17 protein-coding genes and 1 other annotated feature are annotated in these 18,212 nt (G+C 54.2%); of the genes, 11 read left to right on the top strand and 6 right to left on the bottom strand.

The window, feature by feature from the left end:
- Positions 1-111 precede the first annotated feature (111 nt).
- Together BLQ82_RS19950 and BLQ82_RS19945 are read left to right on the top strand one after the other, a co-directional pair.
- Complete coding sequence (locus BLQ82_RS19950) at positions 112-1,038, top strand: ABC transporter ATP-binding protein (RefSeq protein ID WP_062523487.1); 927 nt, start codon at positions 112-114, stop codon at positions 1,036-1,038.
- Positions 1,031-1,816, top strand: a complete 786-nt coding sequence (locus BLQ82_RS19945) for an ABC transporter permease (RefSeq protein ID WP_062523488.1) — start codon at positions 1,031-1,033, stop codon at positions 1,814-1,816. Before BLQ82_RS19950 ends, BLQ82_RS19945 begins: the two co-directional genes overlap by 8 nt.
- Before the next feature lie 75 nt (positions 1,817-1,891).
- Here BLQ82_RS19945 and BLQ82_RS19940 read toward each other — a convergent pair whose 3' ends face one another.
- Together BLQ82_RS19940 and BLQ82_RS19935 are read right to left on the bottom strand one after the other, a co-directional pair.
- On the bottom strand, positions 1,892-2,332 hold the full coding sequence (locus BLQ82_RS19940; RefSeq protein WP_062523489.1) for a bactofilin family protein: 441 nt from the start codon (positions 2,330-2,332) through the stop codon (positions 1,892-1,894).
- A gap of 35 nt (positions 2,333-2,367) precedes the next feature.
- The gene (locus tag BLQ82_RS19935) at positions 2,368-3,570 is read right to left on the bottom strand and encodes a M23 family metallopeptidase (protein ID WP_074648441.1); all 1,203 of its coding nucleotides are present in this window, start codon (positions 3,568-3,570) and stop codon (positions 2,368-2,370) included.
- A 267-nt stretch (positions 3,571-3,837) separates the two neighbouring features.
- Here BLQ82_RS19935 and cls point away from each other — a divergent pair, with 267 nt between their 5' ends.
- Both cls and BLQ82_RS19925 read left to right on the top strand, forming a co-directional pair.
- Positions 3,838-5,268, top strand: coding sequence for a cardiolipin synthase (gene cls, locus BLQ82_RS19930; protein WP_062523491.1), 1,431 nt, complete (start codon positions 3,838-3,840; stop codon positions 5,266-5,268).
- Between the two features lie 122 nt (positions 5,269-5,390).
- Positions 5,391-6,299 carry a YitT family protein gene (locus BLQ82_RS19925; protein WP_062523492.1) on the top strand — a complete coding sequence of 303 codons (909 nt, stop codon included), beginning with the start codon at positions 5,391-5,393 and terminating at the stop codon, positions 6,297-6,299.
- A 184-nt stretch (positions 6,300-6,483) separates the two neighbouring features.
- Here BLQ82_RS19925 and ligD read toward each other — a convergent pair whose 3' ends face one another.
- From ligD to ku, 3 genes are read right to left on the bottom strand one after another with little or no spacing between them, the layout of a single operon-like run.
- Positions 6,484-7,368 (bottom strand): non-homologous end-joining DNA ligase, encoded by an 885-nt coding sequence (gene ligD, locus BLQ82_RS19920; RefSeq protein ID WP_062523493.1) that lies wholly within the window; start codon positions 7,366-7,368, stop codon positions 6,484-6,486.
- A 36-nt stretch (positions 7,369-7,404) separates the two neighbouring features.
- Positions 7,405-8,352, bottom strand: coding sequence for an ATP-dependent DNA ligase (locus BLQ82_RS19915; protein ID WP_062523494.1), 948 nt, complete (start codon positions 8,350-8,352; stop codon positions 7,405-7,407).
- A gap of 3 nt (positions 8,353-8,355) precedes the next feature.
- Entirely contained in the window at positions 8,356-9,324 is a 969-nt protein-coding gene (ku, locus tag BLQ82_RS19910; protein ID WP_062523495.1) for a non-homologous end joining protein Ku, read from the bottom strand.
- Between the two features lie 143 nt (positions 9,325-9,467).
- Between ku and BLQ82_RS32100 the strand changes: the two genes are divergently transcribed.
- From BLQ82_RS32100 to BLQ82_RS19880, 7 genes are all read left to right on the top strand, one after another.
- Positions 9,468-9,641 carry a hypothetical protein gene (locus tag BLQ82_RS32100; protein ID WP_157243805.1) on the top strand — a complete coding sequence of 58 codons (174 nt, stop codon included), beginning with the start codon at positions 9,468-9,470 and terminating at the stop codon, positions 9,639-9,641.
- Positions 9,642-9,685: 44 nt separating this feature from the next.
- The gene (locus BLQ82_RS19905) at positions 9,686-9,871 is read left to right on the top strand and encodes an H-type small acid-soluble spore protein (RefSeq protein WP_062523496.1); all 186 of its coding nucleotides are present in this window, start codon (positions 9,686-9,688) and stop codon (positions 9,869-9,871) included.
- 295 nt (positions 9,872-10,166) lie between these two features.
- Positions 10,167-10,658 (top strand): tRNA (adenosine(37)-N6)-threonylcarbamoyltransferase complex ATPase subunit type 1 TsaE, encoded by a 492-nt coding sequence (tsaE, locus tag BLQ82_RS19900; protein ID WP_062523497.1) that lies wholly within the window; start codon positions 10,167-10,169, stop codon positions 10,656-10,658.
- Positions 10,655-11,494, top strand: coding sequence for a tRNA (adenosine(37)-N6)-threonylcarbamoyltransferase complex dimerization subunit type 1 TsaB (gene tsaB / locus BLQ82_RS19895; protein ID WP_062523498.1), 840 nt, complete (start codon positions 10,655-10,657; stop codon positions 11,492-11,494). The genes tsaE and tsaB overlap by 4 nt, the downstream gene beginning before the upstream one ends.
- Positions 11,494-12,018 (top strand): ribosomal protein S18-alanine N-acetyltransferase, encoded by a 525-nt coding sequence (rimI, locus tag BLQ82_RS19890; protein WP_082722664.1) that lies wholly within the window; start codon positions 11,494-11,496, stop codon positions 12,016-12,018. Before tsaB ends, rimI begins: the two co-directional genes overlap by 1 nt.
- Positions 12,015-13,064 carry a tRNA (adenosine(37)-N6)-threonylcarbamoyltransferase complex transferase subunit TsaD gene (gene tsaD, locus BLQ82_RS19885; protein WP_062523499.1) on the top strand — a complete coding sequence of 350 codons (1,050 nt, stop codon included), beginning with the start codon at positions 12,015-12,017 and terminating at the stop codon, positions 13,062-13,064. Before rimI ends, tsaD begins: the two co-directional genes overlap by 4 nt.
- Before the next feature lie 459 nt (positions 13,065-13,523).
- Positions 13,524-13,816: a binding site (T-box leader), on the top strand.
- Positions 13,817-14,130: 314 nt separating this feature from the next.
- Positions 14,131-15,687, top strand: coding sequence for a 2-isopropylmalate synthase (locus tag BLQ82_RS19880; RefSeq protein WP_062523500.1), 1,557 nt, complete (start codon positions 14,131-14,133; stop codon positions 15,685-15,687).
- 445 nt (positions 15,688-16,132) lie between these two features.
- Here BLQ82_RS19880 and BLQ82_RS19875 read toward each other — a convergent pair whose 3' ends face one another.
- A complete protein-coding gene (locus BLQ82_RS19875; RefSeq protein WP_062523501.1) occupies positions 16,133-18,088 on the bottom strand; it encodes an ABC-F family ATP-binding cassette domain-containing protein in 1,956 nt (651 codons plus the stop codon).
- Positions 18,089-18,212: the final 124 nt, after the last annotated feature.

Raw genomic sequence — 18,212 nt, 5'->3', positions numbered from 1 at the left:
ACATCTGGGGACAACAGCGGCCGGAAGTCCAAACATTCCCCGGAGTTACGGCTAGCCACCGAACAGAGTATTTGTTTCTTCAGGCGCTTTTACAAGAAAGGAAGTGAGACCATGCCGAACACGGCAGAAGTGGTGAAGCCCGTTGCCAGTCTTATGGGTGTAACCAAAAAAATCGGCAGCAAGACGCTGGTCAGCGACTTGACGCTCGATATCCCGCCCGGACAAATCTTTGGATTCCTCGGGCCGAATGGTGCCGGCAAAACAACCACCATCCGCATGATGGTCGGACTGATCTCGATCAGCCGCGGGGATATCCTGATTTGCGGCCGCAGCATAAAGGATCATTTTGAAGAAGCTGTGGCGAATATTGGAGCGATCGTAGAGAATCCGGAAATGTACAAGTTCCTGACCGGCTACCAGAATCTGCGCCAATACGCGCGTATGGTTCCCGGTGTGGATAAGAAGCGGATTCATGAGGTTGTAGAGCTGGTCGGACTGGGACAGCGGATTCATGACAAGGTAAAAACCTATTCGCTGGGAATGCGCCAGCGGCTGGGGGTAGCCCAGGCGCTGCTGCACCGTCCGAAGCTCCTGATTCTGGATGAGCCGACGAACGGCCTTGATCCGCAGGGGATCCGCGAGCTGCGCGACTATTTGCGCCGTCTTTGCCAAGAGGAAGGAACTACGGTGTTCGTCTCCAGCCATCTGTTGTCTGAGATGGAGCTGATGTGTGACTCAGTGGCGATCATCCAGAACGGCAAACTGATTGACGTGAAGCAGCTCAAAGCCGTAGGGTCTGAAATACTGCCTGCCGGCGAGACGCTGTTTGAGGTTAGTGATCCTGAAGCAGCGCTGGCTCTGCTGGGGACCGGGGTCCTGAAGGATGGAGGAGTTGCCGTCGCAGCGGACCGCGAAGCGATCGCGGAGCTGAATGCGAAGCTGGTAACGGGCGGAGTTAAGGTCTACGGTATCCGGGTGCTGTCCCGTTCACTGGAGGATCAATTCCTGGAAATCACCGGAGGTGAAGGCATTGGGTAATTTCGCGGCTCTCATACATAATGAGAACGTCAAAATCTACAGTCGTATACGCACATGGATTATGCTGATAATTCTGGCGGTCATGAGCGCACTGTTTCCGGCATTGTTCTACTTTACCAGCAGTGATCCCTCCACAACAGAACTGTGGAACAGCTTCCAGACGACCGTGAGTGTTTCTTTCTTCTTGAATACGATCTTTACCGTGGTGATCGCTTCCGACTCCGTGGCGGGCGAATTTTCCTGGGGAACGATTAAGCTGCTGCTGATCCGCCCTTGGAGCCGTTCCAAAATACTGCTGTCCAAATATATTTCCCTGATCCTGTTCAGCCTGCTGAGCACCGCTGTGCTGATCGTTTTCGGATATGTGTCGGCGATGATATTCTCGTCTTCGTCCGGGCTTGGAGGAGCTTCCGTCTCGGATTGGAGTCCGGCAGAGTACACATTCCTGGGCATCCTGTGCAGCTATGCCGAGCTGTTTGTCACCGCTGCGCTGGCCTTCATGGTTTCCAGTGTATTCCGTGCAAGCGGGCTGGCCATCGGATTGTCGCTGTTCATTATGTTCGCCAAGGATATTATCGCGGCGATCTTCAGCCCTGAGCGTTACGAGTGGGCCAAATACCTGATCTTCACCCACATGGATCTGCATGGCTATTTGCTGACAGACAAAGGTCCAGGCGGTTCCACGCTGGGATTCGCCCTCGCGGTGCTTGCCGTCTATTATCTGATATTCATGCTGGTGTCATGGATTGTATTCCGTAAAAGAGACGTTGCGGCGTAACCCAGGCCGATTTCCCGTATACTCGCCTGCTTCAAGGCGTTTTGTGCCAATATAACAATGGACATGTCTTAGCGGCTAAGCCGTTTCTGCTTGTTTGGAGCCGCGTTTGCCGGCTTTGTCCGCATGTTCTTTTTTCTGAAGTCCGCCTGCTTTTTCTGTGGCGGGCTCTTCGGCCATGGCAACGGAGCCATTGAGCACGCTGCCCTCCATAATGCTAAGGCTGCCGGCCAGAATATTGCCATGCAGCTGTCCGGTGTCTGTCATCATCAGCCGCTGGTCAGCAATCACATCCCCGAAGACTTTGCCTGCAATAATGATATCCTGTGCCCTGATACTGGAGCGGACGGTTCCCTGCTCACCGACGGTAACCGTTCCCTGGCAGTGGATTTCTCCGCTGAAGTTGCCCTCAATCCGTAAATTTGTGTCGCAGTTCAACTTACCCTCCAAAGTGCCACCGTGCCCGATTAAAGAGTCGGTAGACTTTACTGGCATTTGCAGTTTGTTTTTTCTCCACATGCTTTCATCCTCCTTCAATTTATTCCAGTTCCGGCTTATGGCTGTACATAACCCAAGGGATTTACCGGCTTGTTTTGTTTAACTACCTGAAAATGAAGATGGGGTCCTGTACTGCGCCCGGTATTGCCGAGCAGGGCGATCTTCTGGCCCTTGCTGACCTTGGTGCCCGGGACAACAAGCATTGTGTTCAAATGCATGTACCAGGTCTCCAGTCCGTTATCATGCTGGAGAATAATATATTTGCCGCGTGCGCCCATTTGCTCGGCGGCAGTCACCACACCGTCCATTGCTGCATAAATAGGATCACCGATGCTGCCGGCAATATCAATGCCGGAATGATAGGCCGATACTCCATTAAAAGGGTCAGAACGGTAGCCGAAGCTGGAGGTAATGACCTTGGATTGTGTAGGCCAGAGGACAGCCGGCGCCAGCCGGGCTTTTTCGGCGCGTGCCTGTTTGGCCTGCAGGTTGGCTTTGGCGGTATTTGCCTTTTTAGCCTCTGTAATGGTTGAAGTGATACTGCTCATCATTTCGTCCAGCATGCTGCGGATTTCTTCATAGTCGTCCTTCGTCTCCCGTACCAGCTCCAGGGGATCATTCTGGTAGACCGCGATATATTCTCCGCCGACCTGCGGAGTGGCCGTGCCGTCAAGCGTTGCCGGCATCGCATCCAGCCGGAAATGTACAGCAGACAGCGGGGGGATGGCAGAGACAGAAGAGACGACAACAGGGGGACTGCCGGGTATGCCCGTCAGACTGTGAAGTGCAGTTGCAGCTGCCGCCGCAGAGACGATAGGCAGTTTGCCTGCGGGGGCAGAGCTCTTGGCGGCAGAGGTTTCTTCCTTACTGCCGGAGGCCGCACTGCTGTCTTTGTCAATCAGTGACTGGAGCTGCTGTTCCAATTCGCTGACACTTTTCAGCTTTTCTTTGATCTGGTCTGCTTCCTCCGATAGCTCGGTTACCTGACTGCGGAGCTGCAGCAAGGCCTTATCCTTATCGGCAACCTTCATTTCCATCCGCAGATTGGTCAGGGACAGTGCCGCAGCTTCGGCTTCCAGCTCGGATATGGAGCGGGAGGCATGAAAATGCATGGAGGTGACCAGACTGGAGAGAGAGAGGGCTGCAGCGGCCGGCAGCACCAGAGCGAGCGGTTTGGATAGCTGAAGCTGTCTTACCGGACGCCCGGCTTCGCGGACAACGAGCAGCGTAATCCGGTTATGATCGGGCTGTTTCTTCATAGCTTCTCCTTCCTGCGGCTCGTGCAGCCGCCTTGTGTTCACTAAGGCCTTTGTTACTCGGGCTTATCCGAATCGTCCTACTACTCTATGTATTCCATCTTTGTAGGGAACATGACAACGGTTTGCTTGAATAAAGAAGGAGACTTCCGGCAAAAGCTGTACTAGAATCGGCCTGAATTCTAAGGCGGAAGCATGGATTTTCCGAAGGGGAAGCCGGAATGCAACGTGCGATGGCCTACTATATAAAATATCCGGGAGGGTGAAGGAGTGAAAATATTCGCACTAATTCTATGTCTTTTTATTCTACAGATTGCTGTCATTCTTCTGCTTGAATTCCGCCGCCCGCAAAGAGCCTTGGCCTGGTTGTTTATTGCCTTCTGCTGTCCGCCGCTCGGTCTGCTGTTCTATTATTTTTTGGGGCGGAATTACTGGCAGAACCAGAAGCTGGACAAAAGATGCATTTCATTATTCCGGGAAATCCGCGCCCATTTGTCCGGCAAAATAAAGCTTGTAGCAGATGCGGCAGATAGCGGAAATCCGCAGTTTGCAGACCACAAAGAACTGCTGCATCTGCTCTCCCGGCTGTCCGAAATTCCGGCCACAGGCCGGAATAAGTGCCAAGTGCTGTTAGACGGGCGGGAAGCCTTCGAGGCAATGCTGGATGCCATGGAAGCGGCGCGGGATAACATTCATATGGAATTCTATATTTTTCGCGATGATGAGATCGGAGAGCAGTTTCAGGACGTTATGATCCGCAAATCACGCCAGGGGGTGAGGGTGCGTCTGCTCTGTGATGGTCTTGGCAGTCATAAGCTGAGCCGGAGATTCATCCGCACGCTGAGAAATGCCGGCGTGGAGGTTCATTTCTTCCTGCCCCCGGTGATCTCCCTGCTGGACCGCCGGCTTAACTTCCGTAATCACCGGAAAATCATTGTGGTCGACGGGCGTGTGGGGTTCACCGGAGGCTTGAACGTGGGGGATGACTATCTGGGTAAAGATCCGAAGCTGGGGTATTGGCGGGACACCCATCTGCGTCTGGAAGGGGATGCCGTCTACAGTCTGCAGTATGTTTTCCTGAAAGACTGGCGGCTGGCAGCGGGTGAGGGGATGAACCATCCCCGGTTTTTTCCGGCGCATGAATGTACCGGGGAAGAGACTGTTCTGGTGGTTGCCAGTGGGCCGGATGGGGCACTGGACGCCTCGCAGGAGCTGTATTTTGCATCAATGGTGGCGGCCAAACAGCGGATATGGATCACCTCCCCTTATTTTATTCCTGATCCTACGATCTGCCGGGCGCTAAAGAACGCTGTGCTGGGCGGAGTGGATGTGCGGATTATCATTCCGGCTATACCGGACAACAGGCTGGTGTACAACGCTTCTCTGTCATACCTGGAAAATCTGCAGGATGCCGGAGTGAAATTTTACCGCTATCAGAAAGGGTTTATGCATGCCAAGGTGATGATTATCGATGACCTGCTGGGGACGGTGGGCAGTGCCAATCTGGATATGCGCAGCTTTTACTCCAATTTTGAGTTAACAGCAGTCCTGCTTAAACCGGAGGTAATTGCCGAGCTGGCGGCCAGTTTTGAGCAGGATTTGCAGCATAGCGAGTTTATAGAGCCGGCAAGCTTTCGAAGAAGAGGAGCTCATGTCAAGCTCATAGAAAGTCTTTGTCAGCTGTTATCGCCGCTTTTATGACAGATTAAGTGAGATAAGTTTGTGTTTTCGAAGGTTCTAACATGTTCCATCCGTAAATGTCCCTTTTTTATGATATAATAAAGGTATAAGGCTTTAATTATACTTTTTATAGGGGGAGTTCTATGACTGTAAGCCAGAAAATATTCTCGAATGAGGAGCAGAAAAAACCTCAGAAATCAGAAGCCTTTAAGCGGGCCAGACTGATTCAACGGATTGTGATGATGGTGCTTGGAGCAGCAATGATGTCTGTGGCGCTGGAAATTTTCCTCGTTCCCAATCAATTGATTGACGGCGGAATTACCGGTATTTCCATTATGATATCCCATATTTTTCATATCCCCCTGGGGATTATATTGACTCTGCTTAACTTGCCGTTCCTTGTCATCGGCTATAAGCAGATCGGTAAAACCTTTGCCTTATCCACCCTATTTGCTGTAGTACTGATGTCCATTGGCACTCAGCTGCTGCATCCTGTGGCCCCGCTGACCGGTGAACCGCTGCTGGCGGCAGTCTTTGGAGGCGTTATTCTGGGTGTGGGTGTGGGTCTTGTGGTGAGGTACGGAGGATCGCTGGATGGAACAGAAATTGTCGCGATTCTAGTCTCGAAGAAGCTTCCCTTCTCTGTAGGTGAGGTAGTTATGTTCTTCAACCTTTTTATTCTTTCCGGCGCAGGTTTTGTGTTCGGCTGGAATAATGCGATGTTCTCATTGATTGCGTATTATATTGCTTTTAAGGTGATTGATGTTACGCTTGAGGGTCTGGATCAATCGAAATCGGTATGGATTATCAGCGATAAATTCCGTGATATCGGTGAAGCGCTGACAGAGCGTCTCGGACGCGGCGTTACTTATCTGGATGGGGAAGGCGGCTTCTCCGGAGATAACAAGAAGGTTATATTTGTAGTCATTACCCGTTTGGAAGAAGCGAAGCTTAAATCCATCGTTGAGGATTGGGATTCCGACGCATTTGTGGCAATCGGCAATATCCATGATGTGAAAGGCGGCCGTTTCAAGAAAAAAGCAATCCATTAGCAGCACCCGTTACCAGGGGAGCACTGACCGAAGGAAGGTATTTTTACGAACATCAGATTAACCATTTCGGCGTCTTTATCTAGTTTCGCCGTATTCTTATATATAATACCTTCTGTCCATACCATGGACGCCTGATAAGCCCGCAGCCTGGATAGGCATCTGCGGGCTTATTGCTTGTTCCGGGTCAAGGAAGCTTGGGAATCAGAGCTTCCACCGGCTGCGGCGGCACCTTGGCGATCAGATCTCCCATGATGCTGAGGCGTTCTTCAATGTTGAGCAGATGAAAATCGGCAGGCGAAACATTGTGCTGAACCTCTTCCCACAAAAGAGGAGTGGAGACTGTAGCCAGCGGCCGGGCCCGGGGCGTGTACGGAGCGGCGAGCGTTTTGCCGCCATAATGCTGAAGGTAATCAAAATAAATATTGTCGCCCCGGTTCTTCTTCAACCGCTCCAGCGTGAACAGATCCGGGCGTTTCTCAGTGACATACCGGCCGACAAAGTGTCCAATGCGGCGCAGGCCATCGAAAGTGACTCCGGGCCGGATAGGAACGATAATTTGCACTCCGGTAGCTCCAGAGGTTTTGGGGACGGAGGCAATCCCGAGCGACTGAAGTACCTCGCCTACAACAGCCGCCGCTTCCATAATCCGCGGCTCGACCTCAAGGGACGGGTCCAGGTCAATCATCCATTCGCAGGGCAAACTGCTGCCGACATAATGCAGTGAAGGATGAAACTCCAAGGCGGCCATATTTCCCAGCCAGAGCAGGTCCGGCAGCCCTTGCAGGACGATATAGGTAATGTTGTCGTGAGTTGCCGTACGTACAAAATCCGGCAAAGGCTCCGGCGCATTTTTCTGATAAAAGGACATGCCCGGAACGCCATGCGGATAACGGATCACGGTTAATAGCCGGTCACGGGAATAACGCAGCAGATAGGGGGAGAGGGCGGCCAGCTTTTGCAGATAGATCCGTTTGGTAATGCCTTGCTCCGGCCACAGCAATTTCTCCGGGTTCGTTATGGCAATCTCCTGTCCTTCGATGGTAATGGAGCCCCTTATGGTTTTTGGCATGCGGTTTTCTCCTTTCCATAGTTTGTGATCCCGCTGTCAACCTTTCTGCTCGATCCCGCACGACAGAGGGGGGAGATCCAATTGGGCCTGTATGACCGGATGCCGCAGGGTGCCAGAGCTGTTCCACTCCAGATAATGCAGCTTGAATACCAGCTGGGGTTTGATCCAGACAGCCCCCTTGCTGCGCTGCGGGACTGCCGCAAAAGGCATATCCCCGGTTCTGAGCTGCTGCGCCTGTGCAGTTATAGTCCGCCAATCCTGTGCCGTCATCCGCCCTGCCCCGGCATGTCCGATATAATGCAGCTGGCCCTTGCTGTCAAAAAGGCCGAAGAGCAGCGCATTTACAAGTCCATCACGGTAAGTCACACCGCCGGCCACAGCGATAACATCAAAAATAATTTTGCGCTTCTGCCAGCGTCTGTCCTTGCCGCCGGGCGCGTAAGTGCCGTTGATATCCTTGCACACGATCCCTTCCAGCCCGCCGCTCTGCGCAGCGGTGAACAGTTCGGAGGGACGGGCGTAGCTTGGCACGTTCTGGATATGGGGATGTGGTAGCAGCATTTCGCCTAACATCTGCTGACGCCTGGACAGCGGCTGGTCCAGAAGCCATGTGCCATTACAGTATAGAATGTCAAATATCATATACAGCACGGGAACCTGTGGACTCACGGCCTTGATCGCCGCGGCATTCTTCAGGCTGTCCCGGCGCATCACTTCATGGAAGGAGGGTTTGCCGCCGCTGAGCGCAATCACTTCCCCGTCCAGAATGACCGAACTGGCCCGGCAGTAGGCTCTGGGGTCGGCAATTTCGGGATACTGTAGGGTGCGCCGGTTGCCGCGGCGGTTAATCAGTTCCGCTTCGTTTCCGTCACAGTACGAGAGCATGCGCACGCCATCCCATTTAATCTGGGCAATCCACTGATCGCCCTCCGGCAGCTGCGATGCCAGCACAGGCTCGAAGGGAATAACGGGCTGCAGCTTCATAAGTTAAGCCCCCGGTTCTTTACTCTTGGCTGTGCGCCGTTTCGGCTTAGGTGCGATGACCGGAATGGGTCCGGTAGCCTCGTCAACGACTGCAGCGCCGTCAGCGGTTTTGGCGGGCTTGGCTGCGACTGTTTTCTTCCTGGACGCGCCAGCTTTTGCTTTGGTTGTGGCGGAGGCCGCAGATGGACCCGGATCAGCAGGGATATGCTGCACGGCTTCGATACTGGCTTGAAGCGCAGCCATCAAGTCAATGACATTGCTCTCCTGGCGGGCAGGAGCAATGTGGAATTCCTCACCGGCAATTTTGTGAGTGATCAGATCAAGCATGCGCTGGCGGTAGTCATCAGTGTATTTGCCCGGTTCAAACGGCGTGGACAGCTGAGAAATCAGCAGCTTGGCCATATCCAGCTCCTTGTCGTTGACGATGCCGGGCTCAGGCAGGCCTGGAACCTGGGATACAGGCCGCACCTCATCCGGGTAATAGATGGTTTCGATGGACAGGCAGTCAGACAGCACGCGAATGGCGGCGAGGCTGCTTTTGGAACGGATGGAAATTTTGGCGATGCCGATTTTGCCGGTCTGGCGCATCGCTTCCATCAACAGGCGGTAAGCATTGGCCCCCGCCTGATCGGGGGAAAGATAATAGGTTTTTTGAAAATAAATCGGATCGATCTCCGTCAGGTCCACAAAATCCAGAATCGTAATGTTTTTGCTGCTCACTTCCGTCAGCTGCTCCAGTTCTTCTTTATCAAACAGGACAAACTTTCCCTTATCATACTCGTAGCCCTTGCCGATTTCCTCCCACGCCACTTCCTTGTCGCAGACAGGACATTTGCGCACATATGACAGCGGGCTGCCGCATTCTTTATGGATGTAGCGCAGCGAGATGTCTTTGTCCTCGGTAGCGGAGAACATTTTAACCGGAACATGGACAAGCCCGAAGCTGATGGCCCCTTTCCAAACGGTATGCATGATAATCGCCTCCTGATCCAAAGTTCTTTCCGCTTAGTATGGGATGACGGAGCTATTTCTACCCTGATGCATTTTTTACGCAGGTTGGGAAAAAATAAGCCTAGACGTTAAGGAAAACCTGCGTTCAATTGGAGGAGAGCGAAATGGATCGGGAACGGAATGAGTGGATTGATGCCTTATCGGAGCAGGATATTCCCGCTGAAGTTGTGGATTGGGAGAGCATTGTAGATTCGGGAGAAGTCGATGAGCTGCCCGGAGATTTTGAGCGGCTGGACGCCGAAGCAACGATTGGCGAACCGCCTACACTTGAGGATTAAGGCTGCTGTCTTCTGCTATTCAAAACTTTAGGAGGAACCCAATAATGGACGTACAACGGGCAAAGGCGATTTATGCCTCTAAGGATATGATTTCTGTGCACCTGGACGGAGAACCTGTCTGGATAGAGCATGTAGATGCGGACAACGGGATGGCTACGGTGCAGGTAGGTTCACGTCCGACGAATACACATACGGTGGGTGTGGAGCGTTTGGAGGAACAGGAGAGCTGAGACAGGAAACCATCCAGGACTCTAAAAGCCGATTGAGGGAAGATAACCCGTTCAATCGGTTTTTTAATGTCTGCCGGAGGGAAATCTTTGATTGCAGAAAGGCGCAAAGCTTACATAAAGGTTGACGGCAGGTGCAGCAAAACCCTATATTGAACTTGTGAAAATGAAGAAAGCTACATGTGCAGGCCGGTTGTTGCGGTAAAAGTATCATACCGATATAATTGAAGGTATTGTGATGATGAGGTCGCTCCTGGAGCAGGGTTTGGATTGAAATTTAAAAGGTGGTAGTTGCAGCTTGAACAATATTGCTGAAACGGTGTTCACTTACCGTTCCTATAGCCTGGAGGATACAGAACAGCTAGCGGCTGAACTGGCCGCCTCTGCGGAACCGGGCATGGTTATCGGACTGGACGGAGATCTGGGCGCCGGGAAGACTGCATTCTCGCAGAGCTTCGCCCGTCATTTGGGTGTACAAGGGATCGTTAGCAGCCCGACATTTACGATTATCAAGGAGTATGAAGGGCGTCTGCCGCTCTATCATATGGACGTATACCGCATCTCGCTCCAGGAAGCGGATGAGCTGGGCCTGGATGAATATTTCTATGGGCAGGGTGTCTGCCTGGTGGAATGGAGCCGGATTATTGCGGATTTGATGCCGCCGCGGCATCTCCATATCGCTATGGAAACATGCGGGCCGGATGAACGGCTGATTACAGTGACCGGAAGCGGGGAGCCCTACGGCGAGGTGTGCCGGGGTCTGATCCAGAAGTGGGGTAATGAAAGATGAAGAAGCAAAATGAAGAGCCGCGCAAGCGGTTTTTGGCGCTGGATACATCCACAGCTATCCTTGGGGTAGCGATAACGGAAAATGGCAGGCTGCTGCATGAAACGAATGCTTCCGGGGAGCGGAACCATTCCGTGCACCTGCTGCCGATCATTGAGCAGGCGCTGCAGGCTACGGGCACAACCTCCGCCATGATCGGCGGAATTGCTGTTGGGCTGGGACCGGGATCATATACCGGAACACGCATTGCCGTAACTGCTGCCAAGACGCTGGCGTGGGCCTGGAAGGTGCCGGTGGCCGGCATCTCCACTCTGCAGGCGCTGGCTTGGGGCGGTTTGGCTGCTGCTCTGAAGCAGCAGAAGGAAACATCAGGCGCGGGGGAACCGGCGGAACAAGAACCAGCCGGGTCTGGCCCGGACTGGATTATTCCGCTGCTGGATGCGCGCCGGGGACAGGCCTACACCGCACTGTTCGCTGCGGACGGGGAACATGCGCCCCGGAGGCTCGAGCCGGATGCTATCCGGCTTATGGCCGACTGGGTGCCGCACCTGGCGGATAGACTGAAGCAGGCGGAGGCAGAAGGGAAAAAGCCGCGCATCATCTGGTTCGTCGGCGAGACGCTGCTGCTTGGCAGCGGGGAATCAACCGGGCTGCTGCGGGAAGCAGGGAATGTACAGGCTGTGCCCTATGAGCTGGAAGGCCGCTGGGCGGGTTATTTAGGGGAAGAGCGCCTGCAGGCGGGAAGCGATGATCTGCACAGTCTAATCCCGAATTATACTCAGCTTTCCGAAGCGGAAGCCAATCTGCGCCGGAGCAGTGAAGGGAGCCTGAATCAATAATGATGGAATCAGAGCCGCTAAGAGATCAGGGCACGGAGCTTGTGTTCCGCCTGATGAAGCTTGTAGATATTCCTGATATTCTGATTATTGAGCGGGAAGCCTTCACGATGCCTTGGACGGAGGAGGCCTTCCGCAACGAGCTGACCCATAATCATTTTGCCAAATATATGGTCATGGAGCTGCACGGGCATATTATCGGCTATGCGGGGATGTGGGCCATTGTCGACGAAGCGCATGTCACGAATATAGCGTTGCTTGAGGCGTACCGGGGACGCAAATGGGGCGAGAGACTGCTGGACGAGCTAATGAAGACGGCTGCTTTTTTGGGCATGAAGTCCATCACGCTGGAGGTCCGGGTCTCGAACGAGGTCGCCCAGAATTTGTACCGCAAAAAAGGCTTCCGTCCGGCGGGCACCCGCAAAGGCTATTATTCGGATAATCGCGAGGATGCGCTGATTATGTGGGCGGATCTGCCGGAGTACGGGGAGCAAGGCATGATGGAAGGAAGCGTGGACCTGAAATGAAGACCGAAACGGGTGAAGTTCAGCCTGTACTAATATTGGCTATCGAAACCAGCTGCGATGAAACTTCCGTAGCGGTGGTGAAGGACGGCTGTGAGGTGCTTTCGAACATGATCTCCAGCCAGATCGAAACCCACCGCGCGTTCGGCGGTGTCGTGCCTGAAGTGGCATCCCGCAAGCATGTAGAGGTGATTACACTGGTGATAGAGGAGGCGCTGGAAGCTGCAGGCGTTCAACCTGAACAGCTGACGGCAGTTGCGGTTACGCAGGGGCCCGGGCTCGTCGGAGCCCTGCTGGTCGGTGTTGTAGCTGCCAAAAGCCTGGCGCTTGCCTGGGGCAAGCCCCTGATTGGCACGCATCATATTGCCGGTCATATTTATGCCAACCGGCTGGTTAAGGAGCTGCAGTATCCCAATATGACGCTGGTTGTATCCGGCGGGCATACGGAACTGGTCAGCATGGAACAGGAGGGCAGGTTCCGGATTATTGGCCGGACCCGCGATGACGCTGTGGGCGAAGCCTATGACAAGGTAGCGCGGGCGCTAGGGTTCCCTTATCCGGGGGGACCGCATGTGGACCGGCTGGCCCGCGAAGCGGAGGAAGCGGTGCCGCTTCCCCGTGTCTGGCTGGAGCCGGATTCCTATGATTTCAGCTTCAGCGGCCTGAAGTCAGCCGTGCTGAATGTGGTCAACCAGAGCAAGATGAAGGGCCTAGCACCGGATGTGGCCGGGATTGCCCGCGGCTTCCAGGAGTCGGTTGTCGAAGTCCTGGTGGAGAAAGCGGTTCGTGCTGTAAAAGCTAACCAAGCCAAGCAGCTTCTGCTCAGCGGAGGCGTAGCCGCCAACAAAGGCCTGCGCGAGGCGCTGACCGCCCGCTGCCAGGCGGAGGGGATTGAGCTGATCATTCCGCCTCCGGTATTCTGCACCGATAATGCGGCTATGATCGGTGCAGCCGCTTACGTGAAATGGCGCCATGACGGCAGCACCCCGCTGTATATGGTCGCTGATCCGGGGTTCTCGCTGGAAAATTGGTCAGTGGAAGCCTATTGACAGCTTTTGGAGCTGGCGGGTATAATCAGTTCAATCATTATTTATAATTTGAACAAACGCGATGAATGGAAGCAGTAAGGAATCTCCGGGATAAGAGAGCTGCGGGTAGGTGCGACGCAGTCGAAGGGGACCTGAACTCGTCCGGGAGCGGAACGGTGGAAGCAGGGGGTTCCTTCGGGAACGTCAACCGGGCGTAAGCGCCCCGGACCTTTCGTACACCGTTACGGTTCGCCTCCGTGAGAGGGTGGCCCTGCATAGTGACGGAATAAGCGGTTGCTTCCGGTTTCCTTGCAAGGCTGTTGAGTGGGTATCTTCGGGAAGTGCTAAAGCGCTGGCTGAACCGGGATATCAACAAGAGTGGTACCGCGAAGGTGAACAGCCTGTCGTCTCTTGAATGAGGCGGCAGGCTTTTTTGCGTGAATGAACAAGGTTATTGAAGAAATTAATGGATATTATAGCGTACACGTGATGAACGGGAGCAGTAGATGATGAAGGTGAGCAGAGAGCTGCGGGGTGGTGCGACGCAGTCACCGGAGGCATTGAATCTCGCCCGGGAGCGGAGCGGCGGAAGCAGCAGGATGTATGCCGCTACGGATGTCCCCGTTACCGGACCTTCATGGAGTGCTGACCGGGCATTAACCCTGGCCGGTACTCCGTGGGGATGAGCAGGACGCAGCTTGAAGCTTTGCTGGCATAGAAGGCTGTGCGTCAAAAAGAGTGGTACCGCGGAGGGGTAACCCGCCGTCTCTTGATTAGAGATGGCGGGTTTTTGCGTTGTTCAGGTGATGGCCGGATAATGCGGCATCATTCTGAAAAAGCGTTGGAGAGTGAAGGCTGTCCGCTCAAGCAAGGCAGACAGCCTGCTCTCCACTTGCTGCCGGCAGCAGCGGGTGGGAATCAGCAGAGCCGCAAGTCGACGTGCGGTCCTGTGCAAAGTGGCTACGAGGCAGGAACATAGGAAGCTTGCAGCTGAAGTACACCATATTTTGGCTTATGCTTCCGGAGCAGTTTTTGTCTGGAACTGGGTCAAGGAAGCAGTGCCTACAAAACTTTAGGAGGGTTTCCCATGATTATTCCGGTAAAGAAACGAATTCAGATTTTTGATACGACGCTGCGTGACGGCGAACAGGCTCCCGGGGCCAGTCTTACTCCGGAACAAAAGATCATTCTGGCTTATAAACTGGCCGAACTGGGTGTGGATGTGCTGGAGCCGGGGTTTCCGGTATCCAGCCCCGGGGATTTTGCCGCCGTGGAGACGATCTCCCGGAAGGTGCAGGGCGTGGAAATCTGCGGCTTTGCCCGTGCAGTCAGAGGGGATATTGATGCTGCGGTGCGGGCGACCCGGGATGCGGAGCGGCGGCGGCTTCATCTGTTCATCTCCTCCTCGGATATTCACCTGCGCCATCAGCTGCGCATGAGCCGGGCCGAGGTTGTGGCCGCCGCCCGGGAGATGACGGCGTATGCCCGCCAATTCTGCGAGGTGGTGGAGTTCACCGCCATGGATGCCGCACGGACGGGCATCGATGATCTGATTGAAATGGTGGAGGCCGTCATTGAGGAAGGTGCGACGATTATTAACTTGCCCGATACGGTAGGCTACGCGCTGCCTCAGGAATATGGCGAGATGTTCCGCCGGGTCCGGCTGGGGGCGAGAGGCGGCGATACCGTGAGTTATAGCGCTCACTGCCACAACGACCTCGGGCTGGCTGTGGCCAACAGCCTGGCTGCGATTGAAGGAGGGGCTACCCAGATTGAGGTGACCGTTAACGGCGTGGGTGAGCGTACCGGAAACTGTGCGCTGGAAGAGCTGGTCATGGCGCTGGAGACGCGGGGGGATGTGCTTGGTGCGGAAACCGGAATTGTGCTGGATAAGCTGTACGACACTTCGCGGATGATCAGCGGGGCCATGCATTTTCCGATTGCCTACAACAAGCCGGTCGTCGGCAGAAACGCCTTCCAGCATGAATCGGGAATTCACCAGGACGGGTTGCTGAAGGACCGCAGCACCTATGAAATTATGGACCCGGAGCGGCTGGGCATTCCGCGCAGCATGATTATTCTGGGCAAGCATTCCGGCCGGCATGCCCTGAAGGACCGGGCGGCGAAGTATGGCATTGCGCTCAGCTCCGAAGAGCTGGACGCATTGTATGAATCCTTCAAGGAGACGGCTGACCGCCAGAAGGCAGTCAGCGACGATGAGCTGCTGCGGATGGTCAGCACCACTACCGGTCAGGAAGCCCAGGTCTATGAGCTGGGCGAGGTCCAGGTACTGGCCGGCAGCGCGCAGCGCCGGGTGGCCGCTGTTACGGTCCGCCACTTAAGAAGCGGCGAGGAAACTTCGCACACCAGCACCGGTGACGGGCCGCTGGAAGCGATTATTGCGGCAATCGGGCAGGGGATTGCGGAGGAGATTGCCTTTGCCGGGCTTGAGCTGCACTCCCTGGGCAGCGGAGAGAACGCCCAGGCTGAGGCTGCGGTCATGGTCGAGTGGGAAGGCAATAAATTCAGAGGGACGGCTATCCACCAGGATATCGTAATGGCAGCGGGAATTGCTTTTATCGCGGCCTGCAATTCGGCTCTGCTCTCCACTGCTTCAGCTTCTCAGCCATTGCCGGCTGTATAGCGCGCGAAGCGTAAATTTGCAGGACTGCTCAGTAACATTGATGGCCTGTTTTCTCCACATATTGTGTGGGGGGGCAGGTCTTATTTTGTGGAAAAATGAAGAATAAAAGAGCAGAAGCATCTTTTGTCAAGCTGTGGACAACGTTATCCACATATTCTGTCCGAATTGTGTAAAAACCGTGTAAAATCAGCAATAACGGCATTTTTTCAAGTCCCGAAAAGGGCTGTTTACTAAGAGCCGTTTTCTAGTGAGAATTGTGGATAATGTGGATAGTTCAGTGGATAAAAAGTCCTTGACAAGGAAAAAGGCGATTTTACGCATAAAAAAAGGCCACATGGGCCTTTTTAAGCTGTGAGTTATACACGAAAACTGTGGATGGAGCTGTGGATAAATATTTATGAACAAACCGGGAACTCTTAAAAAATAATTATTTAACGGATTTACATTATTCGTCAGCAAGGTTTTCCCATTCGCTAAATAAATTTCCAAGCTGTTCTTTTTTGAGCTTCAAATCACTTTCATGCTCCTGGAGTGCCACATAATCCTGAAAAACCTCGGGTCTCGTCATTTCATTCTCAATCCGGGCGATGTCTTCCTCCAGCGCTGCAATGTTCTCTTCGAGTTCGGAGATCCGCCGCTGGCGGTTGCGCTCCTCGCGTTTGGCCTGCTTCTCGGCTTCATAGGAGAGGGCCGTACCTTTTTCTGCCGCCGGTACTTCAGCTTCGGCAATTTTGGCGGCCTTGGCAGAGGACAGCTCTGCTTCCTCCAGGGCAATCGCCTCAAGCTCCCGCTTTTTTTCGATATAATCATCATAATTGCCCAGGTATGGATCAATCCCGCCCGGATGAAGCTCCAGTACACGTTCGGCCATTTTGTTCAGGAAATAACGGTCATGGGAAATGAAGAGCAGGGTGCCTTCAAAATCAATCAGCGCCGATTCCAGCACCTCGCGGCTCATGAGATCCAGATGGTTGGTCGGCTCATCGAGAATGAGCATGTTGGCGCCGCGAAGCATGAGCTTGGACAGCGCAACCCGGGCTTTCTCGCCGCCGCTGAGCGCCGCAACCTTCTTCAGGACATCCTCGCCGCTGAACAGAAAGTTGCCGAGAATCGTCCGGATTCGCGCTTCCTCCAGCATCGGATATTCGCTCCACAGCTCCTCCAGCACTGTATTGCGCGGATTAAGCCGAGTCTGTTCCTGATCGTAGTAGGCGATCTTCACTTTGGTTCCCCAGTTCACGGTGCCTGCGGAAGGCTCCCGCGTACCGGTCAGACACTGCAGCAGCGTGGACTTGCCGATTCCGTTTGGGCCAATCAGGGCTGCCGTCTCCCCCCGCCGCAGTTCAAAAGAGGCGTTCCGGAAGAGCGGCTCCGCTTTTTCGCTGAAGGTTACCGCGACATCCCGCACCTGCAGGACTTCTTTGCCGGACATGAAGTCCGGCTCGAAGGAGAAGCTGGCTTTTTTCAAATCACCCAGCGGCTTGTCGATACGTTCCATCTTGTCCAGCGCCTTGCGCCGGCTCTGTGCCCGTTTTGTGGTGGAGGCACGCACGATATTGCGCTGCACGAAATCCTCCATCCGCGAAATCTCGTCCTGCTGCTTCTCATACTGCTTCAGGCGGATCTCATATTCTGCGGCCTTCAGGTCCACATAACGGCTGTAGTTGCCAGTATACTTACGGGACTGATGACGTTCGATTTCAACGATTGTGGTCACCAGACGGTCGAGGAAATAACGGTCATGGGAGACGACCAGAATGCCTCCGGCATAGCTGCGCAGATAATCCTCCAGCCAGGTCAGCGTTTCAATGTCCAGATGGTTGGTCGGCTCATCCAGCATCAGCAGATCCGGAGCCTGCAGCAGAATGCGGGCCAGAGCCAGACGGGTCTTCTGGCCTCCGCTCAGCGTGGCAATCGGCGTCTCCGGCGGAAACCCGCCGAAGCCCATACCGTGCAGAACGCTGCGTATCCGCGTATTCATCTCATAGCCGCCATGATCCTTGAACCAATCCGAACGTCGGGCGTAGCGCTCCAGCAGATCTTCATAACGCTTCGGATCATCCGCCAGCCCAGGATCGGCAATGTCTGCTTCGAGCTGCCGCAGCTCTGCTTCCGCTTCGATCAGCGGGCTGAATACGGCCAGCATTTCCTCTTGAATAGTCTTATCAGACTGCAGTCCGCTGTTCTGGGCCAGGTAACCAATGGTGGTTTCCTTGGATTTATGAATTTGCCCGCTGTCAAAGGACATCTCGCCTGCGAGAATCTGCAGGAAGGTCGACTTCCCGGCTCCGTTGACACCAACGAGGCCTACCCGTTCCTTCTCGTTCACCTGCAGGCTGATGCCGTCCAGCACGCTTTGTATTCCATATGATTTGGTAATTCCTGTTGCTTGAAGAAGCATACTGATGAAACCTCCGCCCTTACATATTTCACCAAGGCGTCTGGCGCCCCGGCTGTACAAAAACCTTATTCTATAGTTTACATGAAAAGCGTTTGCCGCGCGAGGGGAGCGGCTTTCATTACCA

It is taken from the genome of Paenibacillus jilunlii (assembly GCF_900102965.1).
Lineage (GTDB): Bacteria > Bacillota > Bacilli > Paenibacillales > Paenibacillaceae > Paenibacillus_AQ > Paenibacillus_AQ jilunlii.
The sequence above is the reverse complement of the archived record's forward strand: the minus strand, read 5'-3'. Positions and strand labels throughout refer to the sequence as shown.